The following is a 22555-nucleotide window of genomic DNA, read 5'->3' as shown; positions in this document are numbered from 1 at the left end:
AATAACAACTACGACTAACAGGTTCCCGAGCAAGATGCAACTCCTTCTGGCACTGGCCGGAATATCGGCATTATTATTCCACTTCGCTGCTAAAATATGCAAGGTATTACCATGCGAAGAAAGAGAGAATACGAACAGGCCCCGAAGGGCCTGTTAACGGAGAACATATGAACATGAAGGGGTTTGGCGCCATCAAAGCAGACGGGACGACGATGGCTTTTTTTGTACCGTCTATCTCGCAGGAGTTAGTCTCCCCAACGGTAGGCCCACAGATATCCCTTCGATTCCAACAGCATGTCGTCCTCTTTTTCCTTGGGCTCGATAGTAATGTTGTTATGGGTATGCATGATATAGCCATGGTTCACCCGGTCGATCACGATCGGGACATCGAGCTCCACGAACAGCTGCCTCATTCGATAAATCGTATTGTAAAGATTGGAGAAGGCGCGCTTCTCCTCTACATTCATCCAGAGGTCATCTATAATTCTCAATTTGTGGCACAGCTTATTCTCCTGTAATAAAAAATAATAAAATAGCTCTTCTGTTATACGGGTAGGCCATTTTACAAGCTGTCCGCCACTTTTGACAAATGCGTCTCCGTAAAGCTGTACACAGAGCTGGCCCCTCGGAAGCTGCTTTGGCCTCTGTCCGTAATATTTCTGGAGCCGTTCATCAAGTTGCTTGACCATGTTAGGAGTCATAGGCTTCAAGATATAGTCCAATGCCTGGACGCGAAAAGCTTGTACTGCATATTGCTGATACGCGGTCGTGAAGATCACGGGCACGTCAATCCCCGTTTCAACTAAGCTCTGGGCTAATTGCAATCCAGTCATCCGCGGCATTTCAACATCGAGCAGAATGGCATCAAGGTCCAGCCTCGGAATTTCCTGCAAGGCTTCGAAGGGAGACTCAAAGCGGCCGACGATTTGAAAAGGTCCGTAGGACTCAAGTAATCTGGCATGTAAGTCAAGAATCGGCCGCTCATCCTCTACGATCATTACTTTCCACATTCATTTGCTCTCCCTTCAGGGGAATCGTTAATAGAATAGTCGTCCCTTTTTCTGGTGACGAATGGATTTCCAATTTGCCTTGGGTAAAATCATGCACACGCCGGCGCACATTCGTGAATCCGATCCCGTTCGAAGGCGCCCCCTCCATTAATTCCTTGCATTGAGAAGCCGTCATCCCTACGCCGTCATCGGTAATGGCGACGTGGAGGAGATGAGTATCAACCGTAATTGTCACTTGAACATGCCCCGGGCCCTCCTTGTTAAATATACCGTGACGTATTGCATTTTCGACTAACGGCTGCAGAAGCAAGCTGGGAATGCGTGTCTTCTCCGCGTCAAGGAGCGGGTCCAGTTCATAAGCATAGCTTAATCGTTCGCCGAACCGAGCCTTTTCTACCTCTACATAAGCTTCAATAATCTCCAGCTCCTTTTGTAAGGAGGAGGTCTGTCCATCTCTGCTGGATTCGAATATATAACGCAGGAATGAACTAAGCATCGTAAGCAAGTAAGCCGCTCGTTCGCCGTCCGTATAGCAGAATGAAATGATGTTGCTAAGCGCGTTATACAGGAAATGAGGTTTAATCTGGGTCTGCAGAAAAGCCATTTCATATTCGATCGCTTTTAACATCGACTGTTTAGTCTGCTCTGCCGCATTGAGCCGGGCCATCAAGGTTTCCTTCGAGAAGGGCTTCAATAGATAATCATTTGCCCCCGCGGCAAAGAGGGTCTCAATATATCCCGGATATTCTGAAGAAATCATCATGAGAATCGGAAGCTCTATCCGTGAGGTCTGGAAGCGGATCTGTCTCAGCAGGTCCAGACTATTCATCTCGCCTGGAATGAGATCGTCAATGATGACTAACGCGACTTCCGGGTGATTACGATAATAATCCAGCGCCTCTTGAATGGTGTAGACGGTTTGTATTTTGTAGGTATCGCTCAGCATGCTTTTCATGATTTCCGCATGCATCACATCGTCATCTACAATAAGAACGGTTTGCAGTTCCCTTTCTTCCGAAGCAGCAACAGAACGGATGAGGTATTCGTAATCCAACGGAGCCATCGGCTCCTTGAATTCGCTGAAGGTCAGCCTGACTGTGAATCGTATGCCGGTGTTCATTCGCTCGTACGTGACCGACCCGTTCATTTGCTGGATAAGCTCTTCTGTCATCATCAGGCCGGAGGAGTGCTGAAGATCCCGGCTGGCTGTCGTCGACTGACGGGATGTAGTGATGATAAGCAGCACGCCGGAACCCTCTTGTACAGATTCAATCGTCAAGACATCCTCGACAGCATCATGAGTTATTTCAGTCATTACACGCAAAAGAACCTGTGTCAAAAGCTGCTCATCTGCCCATACATATAGCTGGCTCACGATCGTTTCATTGATTTGTATATTCTTTTTGTTGAACGTAAACTGCATCAGTTGAATGACGTAGAGCATGACCATTCTTAGATTGGTCGATTTCAATTGAACCTCATAATCTTCAAACCTCAGGCGGGTAAAATCATGCAAATCTCGTAGCAGATAAACCATATTTTCCATGAGCTGCTCAGCCAAGTACAATTGCTCGCCCTGTTTCTGATCATTCTTCTCTTGAGGAATTGACCGCATGAGATGAACGGCATCGAGCAGAGGCCGCCGCAATTCTTGGGCAGTAACTTTCAGAAAGGCATCCTTTGCAGCATTTGCATTTTTCAGGCGGGTTGTTAATTTCTCCGACTCCTCTGTCCGGTTCATCAATCGAATGCCCAAGAAGACGTTCATGGTCATGATGAACCCGATCAGTCCCACCCGGTTCATGCTATTACGTCCGGAGAAGAACAAGGTATCCGAAGAAGAACTGATAGCAAACATAGCAAGAAAGATCATGATCAATATGAGTATAACGGCTTCATTTCGACGAATAGCAATTCGGTTCTTCATGGTTAGATACAAGGTGCGTACCAGCAGAATAATGAAGAGCAGATCCATATAGTACAACATTACATACTGCACAGAAGAAAGAGTTCTTGCAGGCAGTATCGCATTCAGGAACGCGAAGGCCAACAGGGGTAGACAGAGGAGGAACAAAGCCCTGCGACTCACCATAAATGGAATCATCTTTGCGAAAAATACAATTAGCATAATAGAGCTCAAATAAGTAAGGGTATCCTGTAACCGGAAATAGAGCTCGAATGGAAAATCCGGGAACTCCCGAATGACTATTCGTTCTCCCCAAAGAGCGATTGCTGCCGAAAGTAATAAGAAATGGAGCCCGCTGTAGAGAAAGGCTTCATCTTTCGTTCTCATTAAGTAGAGCGTGAGATGATACATGCTGCATATCAGCAAGAAAAGTACGGCGGCCCATTCCAGAGAAAGATCTCGGTGCACATCCTTGTCTATCAGTTCGGCATCACCAATGTCAATCGGTAGAACAATACCCCCTCTGGCATTGTAGAAATTAGACGCATGGACGGTAATCAGTACCTGACGCTGATCCGGCTTGAAGTAAATTTCATAGGAGCGATTATCCGGGATCATCTCTTGTTTGGAGTCGGCAGGTGTCCCCTTTTCGGAGACAAGTACTCCATTAATATAAAGCTCATGTGCAGCCCAGATATTTCGAATGCGCAATCCGATCTCGGCCCATTGATCAGGCAGATAGACGACTAATTGATAAGATCCCCAGTGGATATCGGAGGGCCACGCGCCAGGTACCGGCAGCAAAACGGCCTCTTTGGCAAGGTGTTCTGGATCTGTAAACGAATCAGGCGTAAATTTCCAATCTCCTGCCAAAGATACGAACGGAGAATCTGTAATTTCACGCAGATCAAGGATACCATCAACAGCCTTGGTCTTGATATTGGCAGTGTCCTCATCGCTGAAAATCATATACAACATGGCAATTAAGGCGCAGGCGGCACCGAGAAAGCCTAGTAGTCTCTTCATGTCTATCACGCTCCTGTACGGATATTATCATATGCTACGAAACTCTCAAAAAGCTATCAACCGAAATGCCAATGTTTGAGAGATTTTTGAGAGAGCCATCTGCTATTTTAATATCATCATTTTTAAACATTTATGAATTGGGAGGGTAATTCGAGATAGACTGCATTACTACTAAAATTACAGAATGGGTGAGCTGATGAAGAAGACAGTGGTCTCAATGGTAATGGCCATCTTGCTGGTTATTACAAGCATGCCGATGGCACATGCACTTTCTCCGGTAGCGGAGGTCTACTACAATGTGGGAACGAGTGTCTATGATGCAAGTGATTTCGAGAGTGAATTAAATGATGCAATTAAAGCCAAGTTGAGTGCAGCGGGCGTCAACCCGAAATATGTATCCATTATGGATGCAAGTGCGGATCCGGCTACTGTATCCGACATGCAGTATGTCCATAGTGGAAAAGCAAGCTGGTATATAGATTATTATAATTTTGTTATTACTCCGTCCGTTGAGACGGCCGACTACAATCACGTACAAGTTTCAAATGGAGGGAATACCTTAACCTTCTATGGCTACACTATCCCTGGATACAAGGATTTCATGCTGACTGATGGCAGTCCGTCAGGCAAAAAGATTATCACGTTCGATATGGATGAATCCAAGGTAGATTACCACAGCATGGAAGGCGGCGGCTTTCTTTTTAATACAAAGATTGATAGTGCCGGTAAGTTGAGTGGTTATGCAATCATATATGTACAAGGCGCGATCAAGGTCTATAAGCTCGAAGCAATAGACCCATCCGCACTGCACAATGAAACATCGAATCCATTGCAGTATATAGCGGGAGTAACTTTAGTTCAACAATTTACTAAAGGCAGCTCTACGCAGCACAATATTAAAATCGTTGCTACAGATACCACGCTGAACATGTGGGATAATGGCGATCAGCTTATCCGAAATCTCTCTCTCCCGGACGTGTACGGCAACGAATTTGGCCCGATCGTTAGCCACGTCGGTCACAGCTGCGATATTATCTCTATTTTCTCCTTCGAGAACATGAAATTGTACTCTACCTCAAGCAAGAGTTTGGATGTAGCGGTAGACAACATTCATTGGGGAACAGCACCGCTCCGCTATGTCGTGAACATTAATGATGACCCGCGCGGTGACTTGGACGGAGGAGACAATCAAGATAAGCTGACAGACTCGTTCAATCAAAATGGACTCCAATATGTGGGAGTAACTGAAGCCACTTATGAGGATGTTAATCAGAGCTTTATCGATGACATTTTCCAGAACGGATTCCAGATTGATTCTACGAAGCCTACCAGCGAAATTATCGAAGAGCTGGCCAGCCGCATTGCAACTAAGTTGATTGCGGATTACAAAGAGGCCATTCACGATATCGAACAGGCAGAGACTGTTACGGATATTCAGTACAATTCTGGAGACTCCAAAAATTCGGTAAGAAATAATCTTACACTGAAGGATGACGAAGGTGTTACGACAGTCTGGACCTCTGATCAACCGTCGATCATTGCTCCGGATGGCACGGTTACCAGACCGGTGATCTCCCAACCGGGAACCTATGTAAATGTAAAAGCAACGATCACTAAAGACGGATTGACCAGCGAGAAGACATTTACCGTCTATGTTCTGGCAGCTAATCCGGCCCCGTTATCTACACTATCCGTGGAAGCGGGCAATGGACAAGCTATATTGAGCTTCCCGGAACTAATCGGAGCAACTGACATTATGGTTGAGCAATCTACTGATGGGGTCAATTTTGGTCCGGCTGCCTTGCTCGAGGCGCTCGATGCATCCTCGACAAATGCGACAGTAACCGGCTTAGTGAATGGCGAAACCTATTACTTCCGTTTAAACGTTGTTTCTGGCTTCTATCAAGGCGAGTCCAATATAGTTGAAGCATTGCCTTCAGAGTCATTGACTACCTTATCGACCGAGACAGGAAATCAGCAGATTATCTTGAAATTCCCTGCCTTAGGGACATCGAATATTGTGGTTGAGCAATCGGAGGACGGCAGTAACTTCAGTCCGGTTACTCCGGTGGAGACACTGGATGCCACATCCACTAGTGCAACCGTTACGGGTCTGACTAACGGTAAAGCTTATCATTATCGCTTAGTAATTGGATCAGGTGTTTATCGCGGTGTGTCCAACATCGTTCAAGCCTCCCCTTCGGAACCAGTAACAACGTTAGCGGCTGCAGCAGGCGTGCAGCAAGTAACGTTGACGTTCCCTCCATTAACAGGGGCTTCAAGCATTGTGATTGAACAATCGACGGATGGGGAGAACTACTACCCGGCAACTCCGCTTGAAACGCTGGACGATGCTTCAACTAGTGCAACAATTGCTAACTTGTCCAGTCGTGAAACGTATCATTTCCGTCTAAGAGTGGAGTCAGGAGAGCGTGCGGGTGTATCTAATGTAGTGACAGTAAGACCTGGCGCACCTTCCGGGCCTGTAACGACTCCTTCTACCGGAAGCGGTTCGGGATCCGTGCAGCAGCCTGTTGCCACCATGAAGACAGAGCCGGTTGTATCCGATCAGGCCAATGGCGGCAAGGTTGTGCAGGAGAAAATCACGAAGCTGGTAGGAGAGAACCTCCAAGTTTCGGGAAAAATAAAGTCGGCGAATGGTCAGACACTGAACCTGCCTAATGTGGTTATGAATCAGGATGGAAGCTTCACGCTTCCGAAGGTGGCGCCGGGTGAATACACCTTATCACTGAATGTAATTGCACCTAATGGGGAGAAACTGGCTGGCCCCGCAGGCAAGCTGACTGTGGATAGTGCTGGAAATGCCAAGCTATCCGTAGACCTGGTAGACCCGTACGGCACAATTCTGGATGAAATCACAGGCCAACCTGCTACAGGTGTGAATATGCAATTATATTGGGCGGATACGGAGCTGAACCGCTCCAAGGGCAGAGTGCCTGGCACGCTTGTCAATCTTCCTGAGCTGGCAGATTTCGCACCGAACAAAAATCATAATCCGCAAGTGAGCTCAGACAGCGGAGAATACGGCTGGATGGTATTTGCAAACGGAGATTACTACTTCCTTGGCGAGAAGAATGGATACACTGTATTCGATAGCCGTAAGGATAGCCGGGAAGAGAGCTTCGGTACGGACAGCTATATCAAGGATGGCATTATCCATGTCGGAGATACAATTGTGAAATTCAGCTTCTCGTTGCAGCCTAAGCTGAAGGATTCAGGGGATCACACGCCATATATGGTTGGATATCCTGACGGTACGTTTAAGACGGACCAAGGGATTGTTCGATCTGAGGTTGCAGCAATCTTGTCTCGTTTGTATACTTCTACGGCAAGCTCCAGTAAAGTATCCTATACGGATGTGAATGCTAAGCACTGGGCAGCAAATGCAATTACTACAGCAACCAACAATAAATGGATGGTTGGCTTCGGGAACAATACCTTTAAGCCGAATCAACAGATCACCCGGGCTGAATTTGCACAGATCCTGATGAATTTGTATCAGTGGGATGCTGCAGCTGAAAGCTCCTATACAGACGTTAAGGGTTATTGGGCTGAAAAAGCCATTGCGACCGTTGAACAGCAAGGTTTGTTGTTCGACTTCACAGGAAACAGCTTTAATCCAGGGGAGCCTATTACAAGATTAGAAGTGGTTCGTATTCTTAATCAGTTGCTCGGTCGTCACCCATGGGATATCCAGGTTGGACAGAAGTGGACCGATGTACCAACAAGTCATCCTAATTATTCAGACATTATGGAAGCTTCGACTCCGCATAACTTCGATCAATTCGAGACAGGAATCGAAAGCTGGAAATAGGAAATTAAGCAGGGCCTCCCAACAGACCTGATCTGGCGGGAGGCCTTATTTGTGTTAATAGACTGGCACGGCAGATAGTTGCTTGGCTGGCGAAGGCTTAAATGAGCGAAGCAGGAGAGTGCGTAATAGCGGCAAGCAGTTAAACAAAGATAGGGCGAGTTAGATGGTCAACGTGTGAAGGGTTGCTACGATCGCTGTTGTTCACGGATTTCTATGATTGGACTAAACAAGGTGGAAATCCGCTCACAAAGGCGAACGCTCCCGCTTCTTCACAACACTTCACACTTATGCCTGACTACTTCGCCTTTGCAGTTCAACTGATACGCATATTGCAAATGGCTGCGCCGTAAGCTTCACTACACTAAGCTTTCCGCTTGCCGTCTGCACCATGCAAACAAGATACTGCGCGCCTTGAATTTGTCCAGGCCTCTCGATGCTTCGGCCCTGCACCGAACTTCACTCGTCCTACCTGATCAGCCACATTCCTGTCACGGGTCACAGGGTTCACTTCCAGTGAAATTACTCCTCTTACAATCTCCATTCGGCGCTTTATATGTCGGATGACGAGCCTATATATGTATGTCGAGGGATACGAGGATGCTATCATATGGCTACCCGTATGAACAACTGCACTATAGCGCATCAGGCACCTATAAAGCCGATCTAAAAGAAACAGCGTAGAAAGGGCATAAGTGTGAAGTGTGCTGAAGAAACGGAGTGTTCGCCTTTGTGAGTGGATTTCTACCCTACTATTTCAATCAGAGAAATCCGCGAACAACAGCGATCGTAAGCACACTTCATACGTTGCCCCCTACACGCAGAATCACTAATCCGCTTTTATACTGCTGCACTCTTGCAGCAAACTGCGGCGAATAGAACATTGACATGAACTTCTGGATAGCTCAACTGACTTTATACAGCCGGCAGACAGCCAAAATTTGATTTAAAAATGAACAAATTCTTGTTTGTGATGTTACTTAATATATGTTAAGGTTTAATTAAGTAACATCATTCGGGGGGATTATCGGTGCAATTCGTCAATCCGATTCGAGACAATGAGACCATTCAAGCCATGAAAGAGGAGCTGAGGAAACATTCTATTAGAGACCTGCTGTTGTTCGTCATTGGAATCAATACAGGCTTAAGCTTGCTTGATATGTTGAACCTTAAGGTTCAGGACGTCTGGGACGGACAGAATACGAAGGAATTTCTGCTGATCAAGGATGAACGGACTGGCGAGGATAAGGGGTACTATTTGAACGGCAAAATTCGGGAAATCGTAACGGAGTACTTATCCGGGAAGGACTGTGACCCTGAGGACTATTTATTTAAATCCAGAAGGGACGGCCGGCCGATTACCCGTCAGCAGGCGTACCGAATTATTAACCATTCCGCAAGGGAGATTGGAATATCCGAGAATATCGGCACACACACGCTGCGGAAGACCTTTGGTTACCATGCCTACCATAAAGGCATTGCCATCTCCATCATTAAGTCCATTTTGAATCATCAGTCTACAGCGGAGACCCTTAAATATTTGGGGGTTAGTAAGGTTGAGCATCTTCCTATTAAAGTAGATGTGAACTTGTAGAGATTGTTCAAACTTAAAGGGGGCGCAAACACACAGCTATAGCGGCAGTCAGCTGTTCTGATCATAAAGAAGCTCCCCACATAATATGTAGAGAGCATTCGTTGCATTAGCTAGGTTATGATTCTATGTCATTCAGACTCACGGTCGTGTGCATATCCACATTCATTAATTCAGTAACAACCCCGTCTCTAACTAGAACCTGCAGGGTTTCTGCATCCTTCATAAAACGGAAGATCCCGTTATCGAAATCCGTATCGGCTTCCTTGAAGAAGATGCCCTCGTACAGCGTGTCCTTATCATGATTGAAGCTGAGCTGATATTGCTCGCCATCCTGAAATAAATAGGCTCGAATACCCTTCTCATAGAGCCCTTCTTCATCCCGGATATAACGGGCAACAGAGACGATATGCAAATCTACAAATGGGATGTCGCGAACCAGAGAGTTAATAATCGATCCCTTTGTAATTTGCTCCCAACGGCTATGTGCGGTCTGTCCCAAAATAATTTGAGTAACTTGATGTTCTCTAGCAACCTCGGCAATGACCTTGGAAACCGGGCGCTGCTCATTATCCTTCATAATGAACTGAGCTGTAGGATGAGCTTGAGCAAATTCTTTCCATTTTTCAATGTAATGTACTTTATCGGCATCCAATTCATCGAACGGCTTCGGGTCAATAGTCAGTACATAGAGCGGAGCCTGGAGCATATTGGCAATTTTACAGCCGCGCTTGAGTAATCTCTCTCCGTTCGGCCCATAATAAACGCAGACAAGTATGCTCTCATTGAACAGATTATCCATTTTAAATAATTCACCTCAAGGTTAATAATGAAGCACTTTTTTTAAACTATGTAAGACTATAGTGGAAGTTACCGCAAGAGTCAAACGGTATTTATCATGATTTGATTTGTTAGCGAGGAGGAGTGCGGTTGATTACATTATATCTCTTTATTTTTCTGCCGTTTATTTTTGCATGCATTGTCCCGTTTCTGTTTAAATATTTGAACCGTCAAGTACATACAGGCTGGTTCGTGATGATTGTCCCCTTGTCCATCCTGATCTATTTGCTGCAATTCATACCTGATGTCGCATCCGGTATGACCTACGAATATACCCTTTCCTGGATTCCGTCCCTAGGTATCGAGTTTACGGCTTATGTGGATGGTCTTGCGCTATTATTCGGTCTTCTGATCACTGGGGTAGGAACGCTGGTCATCCTGTATTCTATCTTCTATATGTCCAAAAGAGAGGCACTTCATAACTTCTATATCTATTTATTGATGTTTATGGGGGCTATGCTGGGTGTCGTCTTCTCTGATCATTTGCTGGTATTTTACGGCTTCTGGGAGCTGACCAGCGTGTCTTCCTTCTTATTAATCTCCTACTGGTATGAGCGGAAGAGCTCTCGCCAAGGGGCTTTGAAATCCATGCTCATTACCGTGTTCGGCGGCTTTGGGATGCTGGCCGGCTTCATTATGCTGATCATGATGGGGGATACCTATAGTATCCGTGAATTGATCGCGAATATGGCGACGATTCAGAGCCATGCGCTCTTTATCCCTGCCATGCTGTGCGTGCTATTAGGAGCCTTTACAAAATCGGCGCAGTTTCCGTTCGGCATCTGGCTGCCGGAAGCGATGGAGGCACCTACGCCGGTAAGTAGCTACCTTCACTCTGCAACCATGGTCAAGGCCGGGATTTATCTTGTTGCTCGCATGACTCCGATCTTCGGCGGCAGTCCGGTCTGGTTCTGGCTTGTCTCCGGCGTAGGGGTGATTACGCTGCTCTATGGCTCGTTAACGGCGCTTCGGCAGACGGACTTGAAGCCGTTATTGGCTTATTCTACGATTAGCCAGCTAGGCCTGATTATGAGTCTGCTCGGAATCGGCTCTCTGGCCGTATATTTCGGTCCTGGCGAGAGCGGGACGGTATTTACCGTTGCTGCGTATGCGGCGCTCTTCCATCTATTTAATCACTCCACCTTCAAGGGCAGCCTGTTTATGGTTGTCGGCATTATCGACCATGAGACCGGCCGGCGGGATATCCGCTATCTGGGCGGCTTGATGCAAGTGATGCCGATCACCTTCACGATCGCTCTCATTGGCGGGCTCTCCATGGCAGGGTTGCCGCCGTTTAACGGCTTTTTGAGCAAGGAAATGTTTTTCGCGGCTGTGCTGGATGTGTCCAAAGCAGGAGTCTTTGGATTAGGCAGCATCGGTGCGCTCTTCCCGATTATTGCCTGGGTAGCGAGCATCTTTACCTTTGTTTACTGCATGATTTTCGTATTCAAAACCTTCGGAGGTCCTTATCATCCAGAACGTCTCAACCGCAAGGTGCATGAAGCGCCTATAGGCATGCTGCTGGCACCGCTTCTGCTCGGTCTCTTGGTTGTGCTGATCTTCTTCTTCCCGAACGTACTTGGCAAATATATTCTTACGCCTGCGCTGAGCTCGGTACTTCCTATGATGACGCCATCTTCCTATGACCTGAAGATCAGTGCATGGCATGGCTTGAATTATGAACTGCTGATGACCATTGGCGTTATTCTTCTGGGCAGCCTGCTCTATGTGGTCAAGAAGAAATGGCTCCCTGCGGCCCGAAAATTCCCGCAAAGTCTGAGCCTGAATCATTTCTTCAACGAAGGACTTCAAGGCGCTGAACGGTTATCCGCTTCCTTGACCAGCCGCTATATGACAGGTTCATTGAGGCATTATCTGATCTATGTCTTTGCCTTCTTCGTCCTCTTATTAATGGGATCATTGCTGCTGTTCCATGGAATTGAGTTTGATTTCTCCAACAATGCGATGATCAATGTCTTTGATGCGGGACTCGTCATTTGTATGATTATCTCCGCCTTTACCGTTTTGCTGGCATCGAATCGAATTGTCGCGATCGTAGCGCTTGGCGTACTGGGATACATGGTCTCCATGTTCTTCGTGATCTTCCGGGCTCCGGATTTGGCGCTGACCCAGATGGTGGTAGAGACCGTAACAACCGTGCTGTTCCTGCTATGCTTCTATCATTTACCTAAGCTGAAGAAGACCGTGGAACGCATTGCCTTCAAATGGACGAATCTGATTATCTCCATCGCTGTCGGATTAACCGTGACGGTCATGGCCTTGTCTGCCAACGGACATAAATTGTTCGAGCCGATCACTTCGTTTTTTGAAAATTCTTATGAGCTGGCCGGTGCCAAGAATATCGTAAATGCCATCTTAGTCGATTTCCGCGGCTTCGATACCATGCTGGAAATTTCCGTGCTGACGATTGCGGGACTGGGAGTATACGTTCTGATTCGTCAACGTTCCAAGAGGGGGAAAGAGCATGAAGCAGAATGATGTGATTTTGCAGAGCGTCACCCGCGTGGCGGTCGTAATCATCTTGACCTTTTCAATCTACTTGTTCATGAACGGTCACCATCATCCCGGCGGCGGATTCGTCGGGGGCTTAAGTACAGCTGCGGCGATCGTTCTGATGTATCTTTCCTTTGGGATCGAGAAGGTTAGAGAGAATATCCGGATGGACTTCAAGAAGCTGGCGGCGATTGGCGTACTGATTGCTGTTGGAACGGGCATGACCGCCGTTATCTTCGGCAAGCCCTTCTTGACCCAGGCCTTTGACCATTTTGATTTGCCGATCTTTGGAGATACCGAACTTGCATCCGCACTGATCTTTGATACAGGAGTGGCCCTGGCAGTTATTGGCACAGCGGTCAACATTATTTTGAGCATAAGCGAGGATCGGTAATATGGACACACTCATTGTTATTCTGGTCGGTATCCTAGTATCCATCGGCACTTATTTAATCTTATCCAGGCATTTGCTGCGGATTGTCTTAGGCACATCCATCATCGGCCATGCCGTAAATTTATTGATCGTTGCTTCCGGCGGCTTGAAGACAGGCGGACCGCCTCTGCTAGGGGAGCGTAATAAGGTGTTCACGGATGCGATTCCTCAAGCCCTGGTTCTGACGGCGATCGTGATCAACTTTGCCGTGACAGCTCTGGTACTGGTGCTTTGCTACCGGGCTTATCAGAGCTTTGAAACCGACGATATGGAACAGCTAAGGGGGGAGGCGAATGAATAATCTATTAATTGCACCGGTGGTCATTCCGTTGTTGACGGGGATGGTGCTAATTATCGTTCACACCAATATTCATCTTCAGCGGGTGCTTAGCCTGATTGCCTTATTGGCTACGGCTGTCGTCTCTGTGCTATTAATGAATCAAATCCGGCTTGATGGAATTCAGACTCTTCAACTGGGCGGATGGGAAGCGCCGTATGGAATTAGCTTTGTCGGCGACATGTTCAGTGCTTTGCTGTTGCTGGTCACCTCCATTGTTGCTGTATGCTGTCTGATCTACGCATTCCCGACGATCGGAAGAAAGCAGCAGAAGCTATACTTCTATCCTTTGTTTCTATTTTTGATCACAGGCGTTAACGGCTCCTTTTTGACTGGGGATTTATTTAATTTATATGTCTTCTTCGAACTGTTCCTGGTAGCTTCTTATGTACTCATCACCTTTGGCGGTGAAAAAAGGCAGCTTCGGGAATCCTTGAAATATATCTTCACGAACATCATCTCTTCGTCCTTCTTCCTGATGGGAGTAGCCTATCTCTACTCCATTACCGGAACGTTGAACCTCGCGCACTTGTCGCTTCGGATTGCAGAAGTTGGGCAGGACGGAATGATCACAACCGTCGCATTTTTGTTCCTGATCGTCTTTGCCTTAAAGGCCGGATTGCTGCTGTTCTTCTGGCTTCCGGGATCCTATAGTGCACCTCCGACTGCGATCGCTGCCCTATTCGCCGCATTGCTCACCAAGGTGGGAATCTATGCCATCTTCCGGATGTTTACGTTGATCTTTTATCATGAGCCGCAGATTACTCATTTGTTCATCGGGATATTGGCGGCGGTCACAATGATATTAGGCGGAATCGGAGCGATCGGCTTCTGGGATTTGAAGAAAATATTAACCTACAACGTGATCATCAGTGTCGGGTTCATCATAGCGGGATTGGTATCTTCCACTACGGCGGGGATTTCAGGCTCCATCTATTATTTGCTGCATGACATGATTATCAAAGCACTGGTATTCCTGATCGGGGGGACGGTCGTTCATCTGACCGGGACCAGCAATTTGAGGGAGATCAGCGGCTTGATCCGCCGTCATCCTCAACTGGGCTGGATGTTCTTCATCGCCGCACTGTCTATGGTAGGTATTCCGCCATTGAGCGGCTTTCTCGGAAAAGTCTTCATTACTCAGGGCACCTTCGAAGCCGGTTATTTCTGGCTGGGAGGCATTGGCCTTGTCGCGAGCCTGTTCATTCTATTCTCCATGATTAAGCTGTTCATGAACGCCTTCTGGGGCGAGATGCTTCTGAGTGAGGAGGAGGAAGTTGGCACAACGAAGGGTCTGCTTGTTCCGATCCTGCTCTTGACGGTTGTCAGTCTGGCTCTTGGCATCGGAGCGGAAGGAATTGCGGGCTATGTGACCCAGGCAGCGGAAGAACTGCTGAACCCGAGTCTCTATATTCAGGCCGTGTTTGACTAAAGGGGGAGAATGCTATGCCCGTTCAAGTGTTGCTCAATATATTTATTGCTTACTTATGGATGTTTCTGCAGGATGAAACAAGCGGATTAAATTTCATCAGCGGCTATATTGTCGGCTTGATCATTTTGTTCTTCATGCGGCGCTTCTTCAAGAAGCCTTATTATTTGTTCACCTTAGCCGCTGTGGGCAAGCTCTTTGTAATCTTTATTCATGAATTGATTACCTCCGCCATGATGGTGATGAAGCATGTGCTTCGTCCTAAGCTGGATGTGAAGCCGGGCATCTTCAAGGTAGAGACGGATTTAGAGGGAGATTTGGAGATTACGCTGTTGTCCCTGTTAATCTGCCTGACGCCAGGATCGGTCGTGATGGAGGTATCCGGGGATTCGAAGGTGCTTTATGTTCACGGCCTGAATATGCCTGACTCGAAAGAGTCCGTCATCAAGTCCAAGACGATATTTGAAAAAGCCATAAAGGATGTGACAAGAAAATGATATTCGAGACCCTTATGATCATTGCTTTATGTCTGCTGGTCGTGGCGATTATGTGCAATCTGTACCGGATCGTGAAGGGCCCGTCCAGTGCGGACCGGGTTCAGGCGCTCGACTCTGTCGGCATCAATATTATTGCCGGTATTGCGGTATTCTCGGTCTTCCTCCATACTCATGCGTTCTTTGATCTTATCCTGCTTATCGGCATCTTGTCTTTCATAGGTACGACGGCCTTCGCCAAATTCCTCGAAAGGGGTGTTGTCATTGAGCGGAAGCGGTGAGGTGATTGGGGCCGTACTCATCCTGATCGGGGCCATCTTCAGTGTGATCAGTGCGATAGGAAATGTTCGGCTCCCGGATGTATATACAAGGTCTCATGCTGCATCTAAAAGTTCTACGCTCGGCGTGTTGTCTACGCTTATGGGGACATTGCTGTATTTCCTGATTCTAGACGGTTATTTCAGCATTCGTCTGATTCTGGGAATCTTCTTCGTCTTCCTGACCGCTCCGGTGGCTGCGCATATGATCTGCCGGTCAGCCTACCGTCACCATGTGCCATTGGCGGAGAGCACGGTTCAGGACGAGCTCAAGGACTATTATATGGAGAATGAGAATCTGGACTCCGAGGATGAGGAGCAAGTGGAAGTCGTTGAAGGAGGCATCAAGCCTCTGACTGTGGACTAAAAATAGTGAAGGGCATTCAATCCGAAGATGAAGGATTGGGTGCCCTCTTTGGTAAGTAGTGAAGGAACGGGAGACTCCGCCAAGCAGCGCGTCGTAGGGCCTCCCTTGTGCAACGGCTGCGTTCCTAGCACCCAGCGGCTTGCCTCGCCTTTCGTGTTCTCTAATGGACATTTTGGATTGTTAGCAAGCCTTTTCAGACTATTTGATCGCTAACGGTCATCCGTTCCCAGCATGTCGACAATCTCCTGGACAATGAGCTCCGGCTCGCTATAGATAATCATGTGACCAGAGTTAGGGGCTTCTACCCAGCGCCCGTTGGACAAGGAAGCGACGCTCTGCTGATGAGCCTTCACAATGGCTGGCCGGATTTGCCGTTCAGCACCTGTAACAAGGGTGCCGGATAGAATGCGGACAGCGAGTTCACCCAATTTGGGCGGATCCTGCTTGAGCTTCGTCAGCTCAGCCAACATTTGCCTGGACTCCTCATTGACTGTTTTTGCCGCTTGAATTGTGAAGTCCTCACGGGCATAGTCCGCTGCGATATCCTTCGGCTGGACACTTCCGGTCTTGCTGCCGAGTTTGCGGTACAGTCCGGTTCTTGCCATGAAAGGAAGAAGGGAGCGCTGTACTGCAAAATTTATTCGCGCCAGCCTGGAGAAATACAGATCGCAGTTCTCGTCTGACGGATCGATTAATAGAAGTCCTTTTATTCTGTCCGGCTTGAGCGCGGCTGCTGTACGAACGATAGGGCCGCCCCAGCTATGCCCGACCAGGAGAAATGGGCCTTCGCCCAGTTCGTCGAGCAGGCGGTTCAGGTCCAGCGCCATCTGATGCAGCGTTCTTGGAGCAGGGGAAGGATCACTCTTTCCATAGCCTGCCCGGTCATAGACGACGGCCCTTGCATGCTGGCTGGCAACAGGCTGAACCAATCCCCAGGTAGAGCGGGAGGAGCCCATTCCGGACTCGAATACCACAGTCGTATCCCCGCTTCCTTTGCGCATATAGTGGAGCTTGCGGCCGTTTTCAAGTGTCACATAATGACTTGTTCCGAATGAATGCTCTGCGGTCATGAAAGAGAATCCCTCATTTCAGTTCTTCATAGATAGCTCTATTGTATTGGATTTGCTATGAAAGTTGTACTAAAGAAGCGAAATCGATTCAAATTGTGGTATAAGATGGGGAGGAGAGGTTTCTAACTATCGGAAATAGGCAGGGAGAGAAGGCCGTGAGATATGATTGCTTGATCGTGGATGATGAAGAGGTGCTGGCTGAGACCACGAATGAATATTTTAATATGTTCGACCTTCAATCGTCGTATGTGACAAGTGCGGAGGCGTGCCTCGCCTTTTTGCAGCAGCATGAAGTGTCGCTTCTTCTATTGGACATTAATCTGGGGAATGACTCTGGATTTGATTTATGTAAAAAGCTAAGACAGGTCACGCAGATTCCGATTTTGTTCATAAGTGCCCGTTCAAGTGACGACGATATTCTAATCGCGCTTAATATTGGCGGCGACGACTATATCCAGAAGCCGTATACCCTAAGCGTATTGTTGGCTAAGGTGAAGGCCGTATTGAAGCGCTATGGGACACAGACAACGGAGCGGCAAACCCTGGGATTCGGTAATGTCGTTATTGATATGGCGCAGAACCGGGTCAGGGCCGAGGGGCAGGATATCAAGCTGAAGACGATGGAATTCAAGCTGCTATGTTATCTGGCGCAGCATAAGAACCGGGTCCTGCCCAAGGATGAACTGTTCCGGAAGGTATGGGGAGATTCCATTACCGGTGACGGCACGTTGAATGTACACATCCGTCATCTCCGGGAGAAGCTGGAGCTTCATCCCCATGACCCCCAATATATCAAGACCGTGTGGGGGACAGGCTATATACTGGAGGATCGCAACGGATGAGCTGGAAATCATTGATTGCTCTGCTGCTGATCATTTTACTGGGTGGCGCTGTAGCCATAGGCGTACAACTCACTTTTCCGATCCATACGGAGGTCGACACCGTGGCTTTGAACGAAATCGTGCATACCGTCCGGCAGAAGTGGCCTTCTTTTAATGAAATAGAGGATCAAGTGGGGACTGTTCCTTTTGCGGTGCTGGATCCTGCTGGTAATTTGCTCTACGAAACCCGGCCGGGGCAATATGAAGGGCTGGAGTCTGCATTCCGGCAGCGGATGCCGATCGTCGATCTTGTCATTGATGGAGAACCGGCGGGACAGATCATCATGTATAGCGATGTCCAGGATAGCCTTCAGCAAATCCGGCACAGGCTGGTGTGGACTACACTCATATTTTCCTTAAGTCTTGCCGTGTTTGGCGGCATCTTTATGCTCATCTTATATCGGACGCTTGTCCGGCCTTTCTCAAAGCTTCAGGTGTTCGCCCGCAATATAGCCCTCGGCCGGTTGGACAGTCCCCTGCAGATGGAACGGAGTAATTGGTTCGGAGCTTTTACCGAGAGCTTTGATATTATGCGGGAAGAGCTGGCTGCTGCCAAGAAGAGCGAGTATGAGGCGAATCGCAGCAAAAAAGAGCTGGTCGCCACACTGAGCCATGATATCAAGACTCCGATTGCCTCCATTAAAGCGATCAGTGAGCTGTTACTGCTGCAGTTGAAAGAGGAGAAGTCCCTCCGGCAAGTAAATACGATTCATGCCAAGGCAGAGCAGATCAATCTGCTCATTACCGATATGTTTCACGCCACCATGGAAGAATTACAGGAGCTGAAAGTCACTCCCAAGGAAATATACAGCACCGTATTGAACGAGATGATAGCGGGTGCCAATATTGATGATCGAATTGCTGCGGATCCCGTTCCGGAATGCATAATTCAGGCGGATCCCGTTCGTCTTCAGCAGGTGCTGGACAATTTGATCAGCAATTCGCTGAAATATGCCGGAACCTCTATTCATATTACAAGCATGCTGACGCCCACCCACCTGATGGTACAAATAGATGATTACGGCCCAGGTGTAGCGGAGGAGGAGCTTCCGCTGATTTTGAACAAGTTCTACAGGGGGAGTAATGCTTCAGGAAAAAGCGGTGCCGGACTCGGACTCTACATCTCTCATTATTTCATGCAGCAAATGCAGGGGGAGCTGGAGTGTCTGAACCGTACGGACGGATTTACGGTCATGCTTCTGATCAAGCTGGATTCATGAATTAAGAAACAGTTAAGAATTGCACAAAGATCGGCTAAGAATTGCCCCGGTATAATCAGGGTATAACGACGATATCCGGATGGAGGACATATCAATGGGGCAACCAATCCTAAGAACAGAAAAATTATGCAAGAGCTTCTCCAGCAGCGGTGAACAGCAGCATGTGCTTAAAAATCTCGATCTGGCCATCGGCAAGGGCGATTTTACGGTCATCATGGGCAGCTCCGGCTCCGGCAAGTCTACATTGCTCTACACCTTATCCGGCATGGACAAGCCGACAATGGGTGATATTTATTTTGGAGACCGTTATTTATCCGGCTTAAGCAACGACCAACTAGCCATCTTCAGAAGACAGTATTGCGGGTTTGTCTTCCAGCAGATTCATCTGCTGGATCATATGAGCGTGCTGGACAACGTGCTTGCCGGCGGATTGCTGGTAAGCAAGGACAAGAAGGCGCTGACGGCAGAAGCAAAGAGACTGTTGACCCAGGTAGGGCTGGAAGCCTCGTCATGGGGCAAATTCCCTTCACAAATGTCCGGGGGAGAGGCGCAGCGGGCAGCCATCGCACGTGCGCTCATTAACCGCCCCCAAATCGTGTTTGCCGATGAGCCTACCGGTGCACTGAATTCGGCGACAAGCACGCAGGTATTGGATGTGCTGACCGAAGTGCACAACAGCGGCCAAAGTCTGATTATGGTGACCCATGATCTGAAATCAGCGCTGCGAGGGAATCGGGTGCTGTACCTTCGTGATGGTGTAATTTGCGGGGATTTACGTCTGAACCACTATGGCGAAGAGGAGCCCTCCATTCGAAATGAGAAGCTGCTGGCTTTTCTTTCCGGAATGGGGTGGTAGGCGATGCATGTACTCAAGCTGGCATTCGCCAATATTCGTAAGACGCCAAGCGCCGCCCTTTCTTTGGCTCTTCTCATTTTGATCTCCACATTGCTATTGAATATCGGGCTGACGGTTTTGTTTAGCCTGCAAGTTTTTTATGAACAAAAGGTAGAGGAGCTCCAAGAGGCTCATGCAGGCATCCTCATGAGGCAGGAAGAATATCAACCGGAGCAGCTGGAGTATCTAAGTAATTATCCGGGAGCTGTAAAGGCTTTGCAGGAATCGGTTCTGTTGCTTCAGTCTGCGCGCTTCCAATATAGCGGCAGCGAGCTGTCCTCAGCCCTCATGGTGGTCAATGCGGGTGCGGAGCGGGAATTTCCCAACCCGAAATTCAGTGAGCGTCTGGAATCTTTATCAGATGAGGACATTTATCTCCCCTATCGTTTTAAGGTCGGCGGCGGCTATAAGCTTGGGGATACTTTTACATTGAAACTCTCGGATCAGGCATACAGCTTCCGGATTGCCGGCTTTTATGAATCTGCGCTGCTAGGCAACATTGATATGGGCATGATCAAGTTTATGCTTCCGGAGAGGGGGTATCATGAACTCGAGAACGAGCTGGGGGAACAGGCAGAGGCCACTTTCTTATCCGTACGTTTAGAGAACAGTGATGATGCTCCTGGGCTGATAGCTGACTATTCCAGACAATTCGGATTGGATGCGTATTTCGGTGCCGGTTTTTTCTGGACGGGTGATGTCGTGACGGTCAAATCGGCCAATACAATGACAGTCAACATTGTGGCGATGATTCTGATTGCCTTTGCAGCGATCATTGTGGCTGTCTCCTTGATCGTAATCCATTTTCGCATCATTAACAGTATCGACGACGGCATGGTAAACATCGGGATTCTGAAATCGCTTGGTTATACGAGCCGGGAGATTCGCGGCTCTATGATCCTGCAGTTCACAGGTATCGCCGCTTTCTCGGGAGTCATAGGACTGCTGCTTTCCTACCTTGCCATGCCGGTCTTTGGTGGAATTATCTCCTCCCTTGCCGGTCTGCTCTGGACGACAAAGCTTGAGGTACCGCTGAATCTTGCCAGTCTGTTGTTGATTCTCTTAACGGTACTGGCGGTTACCCGTTGGAGCTCCCGGCGCATTCACAAGCTTCAGCCAGTCGAGGCGCTGCGCGGAGGCATGGCCGCCCACAGCTTCCGCAAGAATTGTTTTCCGCTGGATCAATCAGGCGGAAGCGTAATCTGGATGCTGGCCGGGAAGACGATGCTCGGCAATCTTAAGCAAAATATCCTGATTTCTTTAATTATTGCTGCCGTCACGTTCGCCTCTGTCTTCGCAGTGATGCTGTATTATAATATCGGCTCGGACCGAACGGCGTTTATTCATCTGGTTGGCTCAGAGACGGCCGATGTGGTTGTCATCACGCAGCCCGGCACGGATAGCCGAGTCTTTATGGAAGAAGTTCAAGCAATGGACGGGGTTGCCAAGCTGACAATCCAGGACATTCTGAACACGGAAGTGGAAGGCCGGCGGTACTATACACAGGTCACAGAGGATTTCAGCCGATTAGACAATGATACGTTTTATAAAGGGCGCTATCCGAAGTATGCGAATGAGATCGGAATCTCCGGAGCAATCTCCAAGGAGATCGGCAAGGGAATCGGAGATCAAGTAACAGTGAATGTTCAAGGGCGCTCAGAGACCTATCTGATCACCGGACTAAGCCAGTCCATCAACTTCCTGGGCTTGCTGGTCTCCATGACGACCGAGGGCATGGAGCAGTTGGCTCCCGATTATGAGAGCAGTGTATTTAATGTCTATCTGGACCATGAGGACACGAAGGGCTTTATCGCGAAGCTTCAGGGACAGATGGGGAATCGTCTGCAATCCGTAACGGATCTGGAGGAAGTATTCAATAGCCAGAGCAGCATATACACCGCCGCACTATTTTCAGTTATGCTCCTGATCTTGAGCATTACGGCCATCGTCGTCATTCTGATCCTGTATCTGGTCATCAAGACGATGATATTGAAGCGCCGCCGGGAGCTGGGCATATTCAAGGCCATCGGCTTTACAACGCTCCAATTGATGAACCAGATTGCCTTAAGCTTTGTGCCTGTTGTGGCCGCCGGGATTGTGCTGGGCGGCTTCATGGGATATCTGCTGACGAACCCGCTGCTGGCCTTCCTGTTATCCGGTGTAGGCATCTTCAATGTTCATTTCAGTCTTCCGCTGTCCGGGATACTTCTGTTAGGCGCAGGCATGATTGCTCTGTCCTACATTGTATCCGTGCTGGTGTCTTATCGAATTAAGCATATCAGCACCTATGAATTGATCACAGAATAGAAGCACGGTGCTTAGCAGAGTGCATAATAGAAAAGAGGGTGCCCCAAAAGTCATCATTGATGACTGAGGGACGCCCTCTTTTTTGT

General features: G+C 48.2%; 17 protein-coding genes. 13 read left to right on the top strand and 4 right to left on the bottom strand.

All coding sequences use genetic code 11. The annotated features are described in order from the left end of the window. Nucleotides 1-245 precede the first annotated feature (245 nt). On the bottom strand, nt 246-1010 hold the full coding sequence (locus KQJ23_RS01430; RefSeq protein ID WP_216476860.1) for a LytR/AlgR family response regulator transcription factor: 765 nt from the start codon (nt 1008-1010) through the stop codon (nt 246-248). After that, entirely contained in the window at nt 982-3942 is a 2961-nt protein-coding gene (locus tag KQJ23_RS01425) for a histidine kinase (RefSeq protein WP_216476855.1), read from the bottom strand. Before KQJ23_RS01425 ends, KQJ23_RS01430 begins: the two co-directional genes overlap by 29 nt. A 184-nt stretch (nt 3943-4126) precedes the next feature. Between KQJ23_RS01425 and KQJ23_RS01420 the strand changes: the two genes are divergently transcribed. Continuing rightward, the gene (locus KQJ23_RS01420; protein WP_249529416.1) at nt 4127-7777 is read left to right on the top strand and encodes an S-layer homology domain-containing protein; all 3651 of its coding nucleotides are present in this window, start codon (nt 4127-4129) and stop codon (nt 7775-7777) included. Nucleotides 7778-8804: 1027 nt separating this feature from the next. Beyond that, entirely contained in the window at nt 8805-9368 is a 564-nt protein-coding gene (locus KQJ23_RS01415; RefSeq protein WP_216476853.1) for a tyrosine-type recombinase/integrase, read from the top strand. Nucleotides 9369-9483: 115 nt separating this feature from the next. Here KQJ23_RS01415 and KQJ23_RS01410 read toward each other — a convergent pair whose 3' ends face one another. Further along, the gene (locus KQJ23_RS01410; protein ID WP_216476849.1) at nt 9484-10167 is read right to left on the bottom strand and encodes a universal stress protein; all 684 of its coding nucleotides are present in this window, start codon (nt 10165-10167) and stop codon (nt 9484-9486) included. Between the two features lie 128 nt (nt 10168-10295). On the opposite strand from KQJ23_RS01410, the gene KQJ23_RS01405 reads away from it, so the two are divergent. From KQJ23_RS01405 to KQJ23_RS01375, 7 genes are read left to right on the top strand one after another with little or no spacing between them, the layout of a single operon-like run. Further along, nucleotides 10296-12704: a Na+/H+ antiporter subunit A gene (locus tag KQJ23_RS01405; RefSeq protein ID WP_216476847.1), complete on the top strand. Its 2409-nt coding sequence runs from the start codon at nt 10296-10298 to the stop codon at nt 12702-12704. Then, the gene (locus KQJ23_RS01400; protein ID WP_216476846.1) at nt 12691-13113 is read left to right on the top strand and encodes a Na(+)/H(+) antiporter subunit B; all 423 of its coding nucleotides are present in this window, start codon (nt 12691-12693) and stop codon (nt 13111-13113) included. The genes KQJ23_RS01405 and KQJ23_RS01400 overlap by 14 nt, the downstream gene beginning before the upstream one ends. 1 nt (nt 13114) lies before the next feature. Further along, nucleotides 13115-13453 (top strand): Na(+)/H(+) antiporter subunit C, encoded by a 339-nt coding sequence (locus KQJ23_RS01395; protein ID WP_216476845.1) that lies wholly within the window; start codon nt 13115-13117, stop codon nt 13451-13453. Beyond that, the gene (locus KQJ23_RS01390) at nt 13446-14921 is read left to right on the top strand and encodes a Na+/H+ antiporter subunit D (protein WP_216476843.1); all 1476 of its coding nucleotides are present in this window, start codon (nt 13446-13448) and stop codon (nt 14919-14921) included. The genes KQJ23_RS01395 and KQJ23_RS01390 overlap by 8 nt, the downstream gene beginning before the upstream one ends. A gap of 14 nt (nt 14922-14935) precedes the next feature. Continuing rightward, nucleotides 14936-15415, top strand: a complete 480-nt coding sequence (locus KQJ23_RS01385) for a Na+/H+ antiporter subunit E (RefSeq protein ID WP_216476838.1) — start codon at nt 14936-14938, stop codon at nt 15413-15415. Further along, complete coding sequence (locus tag KQJ23_RS01380; protein WP_249529415.1) at nt 15412-15693, top strand: Na(+)/H(+) antiporter subunit F1; 282 nt, start codon at nt 15412-15414, stop codon at nt 15691-15693. Before KQJ23_RS01385 ends, KQJ23_RS01380 begins: the two co-directional genes overlap by 4 nt. After that, on the top strand, nt 15668-16096 hold the full coding sequence (locus KQJ23_RS01375; protein ID WP_430522270.1) for a Na+/H+ antiporter subunit G: 429 nt from the start codon (nt 15668-15670) through the stop codon (nt 16094-16096). Before KQJ23_RS01380 ends, KQJ23_RS01375 begins: the two co-directional genes overlap by 26 nt. 209 nt (nt 16097-16305) lie before the next feature. Here the strand turns inward: KQJ23_RS01375 and KQJ23_RS01370 are convergent, their stop codons facing one another. Beyond that, entirely contained in the window at nt 16306-17166 is an 861-nt protein-coding gene (locus KQJ23_RS01370) for an alpha/beta fold hydrolase (protein ID WP_216476834.1), read from the bottom strand. A gap of 155 nt (nt 17167-17321) precedes the next feature. Between KQJ23_RS01370 and KQJ23_RS01365 the strand changes: the two genes are divergently transcribed. The 4 genes from KQJ23_RS01365 to KQJ23_RS01350 all read left to right on the top strand — a co-directional run bounded on the left by KQJ23_RS01365 (nt 17322) and on the right by KQJ23_RS01350 (nt 22469). Then, nucleotides 17322-18008: a response regulator transcription factor gene (locus KQJ23_RS01365; protein ID WP_216476833.1), complete on the top strand. Its 687-nt coding sequence runs from the start codon at nt 17322-17324 to the stop codon at nt 18006-18008. Then, nucleotides 18005-19267 carry a HAMP domain-containing sensor histidine kinase gene (locus tag KQJ23_RS01360; protein ID WP_216476831.1) on the top strand — a complete coding sequence of 421 codons (1263 nt, stop codon included), beginning with the start codon at nt 18005-18007 and terminating at the stop codon, nt 19265-19267. The genes KQJ23_RS01365 and KQJ23_RS01360 overlap by 4 nt, the downstream gene beginning before the upstream one ends. Nucleotides 19268-19361: 94 nt before the next feature. After that, complete coding sequence (locus KQJ23_RS01355; protein WP_216476828.1) at nt 19362-20123, top strand: ABC transporter ATP-binding protein; 762 nt, start codon at nt 19362-19364, stop codon at nt 20121-20123. A gap of 3 nt (nt 20124-20126) precedes the next feature. After that, nucleotides 20127-22469, top strand: coding sequence for an ABC transporter permease (locus KQJ23_RS01350; RefSeq protein WP_216476826.1), 2343 nt, complete (start codon nt 20127-20129; stop codon nt 22467-22469). Nucleotides 22470-22555 lie beyond the last annotated feature (86 nt).

Origin of the sequence: Paenibacillus brevis, assembly GCF_018919145.1 — a bacterium.
Lineage (GTDB): Bacteria > Bacillota > Bacilli > Paenibacillales > Paenibacillaceae > Fontibacillus > Fontibacillus brevis.
The sequence above is the reverse complement of the archived record's forward strand: the minus strand, read 5'-3'. Positions and strand labels throughout refer to the sequence as shown.

What these genes read in the sequence shown, in the direction of transcription:
- KQJ23_RS01430 (WP_216476860.1), bottom strand. Translation starts at nt 1,010, where the DNA reads ATGTGGAAAGTAATGATCGTAGAGGATGAGCGGCCGATTCTTGACTTA.
- KQJ23_RS01425 (WP_216476855.1), bottom strand. Translation starts at nt 3,942, where the DNA reads ATGAAGAGACTACTAGGCTTTCTCGGTGCCGCCTGCGCCTTAATTGCC.
- KQJ23_RS01420 (WP_249529416.1), top strand. Translation starts at nt 4,127, where the DNA reads ATGGGTGAGCTGATGAAGAAGACAGTGGTCTCAATGGTAATGGCCATC.
- KQJ23_RS01410 (WP_216476849.1), bottom strand. Translation starts at nt 10,167, where the DNA reads ATGGATAATCTGTTCAATGAGAGCATACTTGTCTGCGTTTATTATGGG.
- KQJ23_RS01400 (WP_216476846.1), top strand. Translation starts at nt 12,691, where the DNA reads ATGAAGCAGAATGATGTGATTTTGCAGAGCGTCACCCGCGTGGCGGTC.
- KQJ23_RS01395 (WP_216476845.1), top strand. Translation starts at nt 13,115, where the DNA reads ATGGACACACTCATTGTTATTCTGGTCGGTATCCTAGTATCCATCGGC.
- KQJ23_RS01390 (WP_216476843.1), top strand. Translation starts at nt 13,446, where the DNA reads ATGAATAATCTATTAATTGCACCGGTGGTCATTCCGTTGTTGACGGGG.
- KQJ23_RS01385 (WP_216476838.1), top strand. Translation starts at nt 14,936, where the DNA reads ATGCCCGTTCAAGTGTTGCTCAATATATTTATTGCTTACTTATGGATG.
- KQJ23_RS01380 (WP_249529415.1), top strand. Translation starts at nt 15,412, where the DNA reads ATGATATTCGAGACCCTTATGATCATTGCTTTATGTCTGCTGGTCGTG.
- KQJ23_RS01370 (WP_216476834.1), bottom strand. Translation starts at nt 17,166, where the DNA reads ATGACCGCAGAGCATTCATTCGGAACAAGTCATTATGTGACACTTGAA.
- KQJ23_RS01360 (WP_216476831.1), top strand. Translation starts at nt 18,005, where the DNA reads ATGAGCTGGAAATCATTGATTGCTCTGCTGCTGATCATTTTACTGGGT.
- KQJ23_RS01355 (WP_216476828.1), top strand. Translation starts at nt 19,362, where the DNA reads ATGGGGCAACCAATCCTAAGAACAGAAAAATTATGCAAGAGCTTCTCC.
- KQJ23_RS01350 (WP_216476826.1), top strand. Translation starts at nt 20,127, where the DNA reads ATGCATGTACTCAAGCTGGCATTCGCCAATATTCGTAAGACGCCAAGC.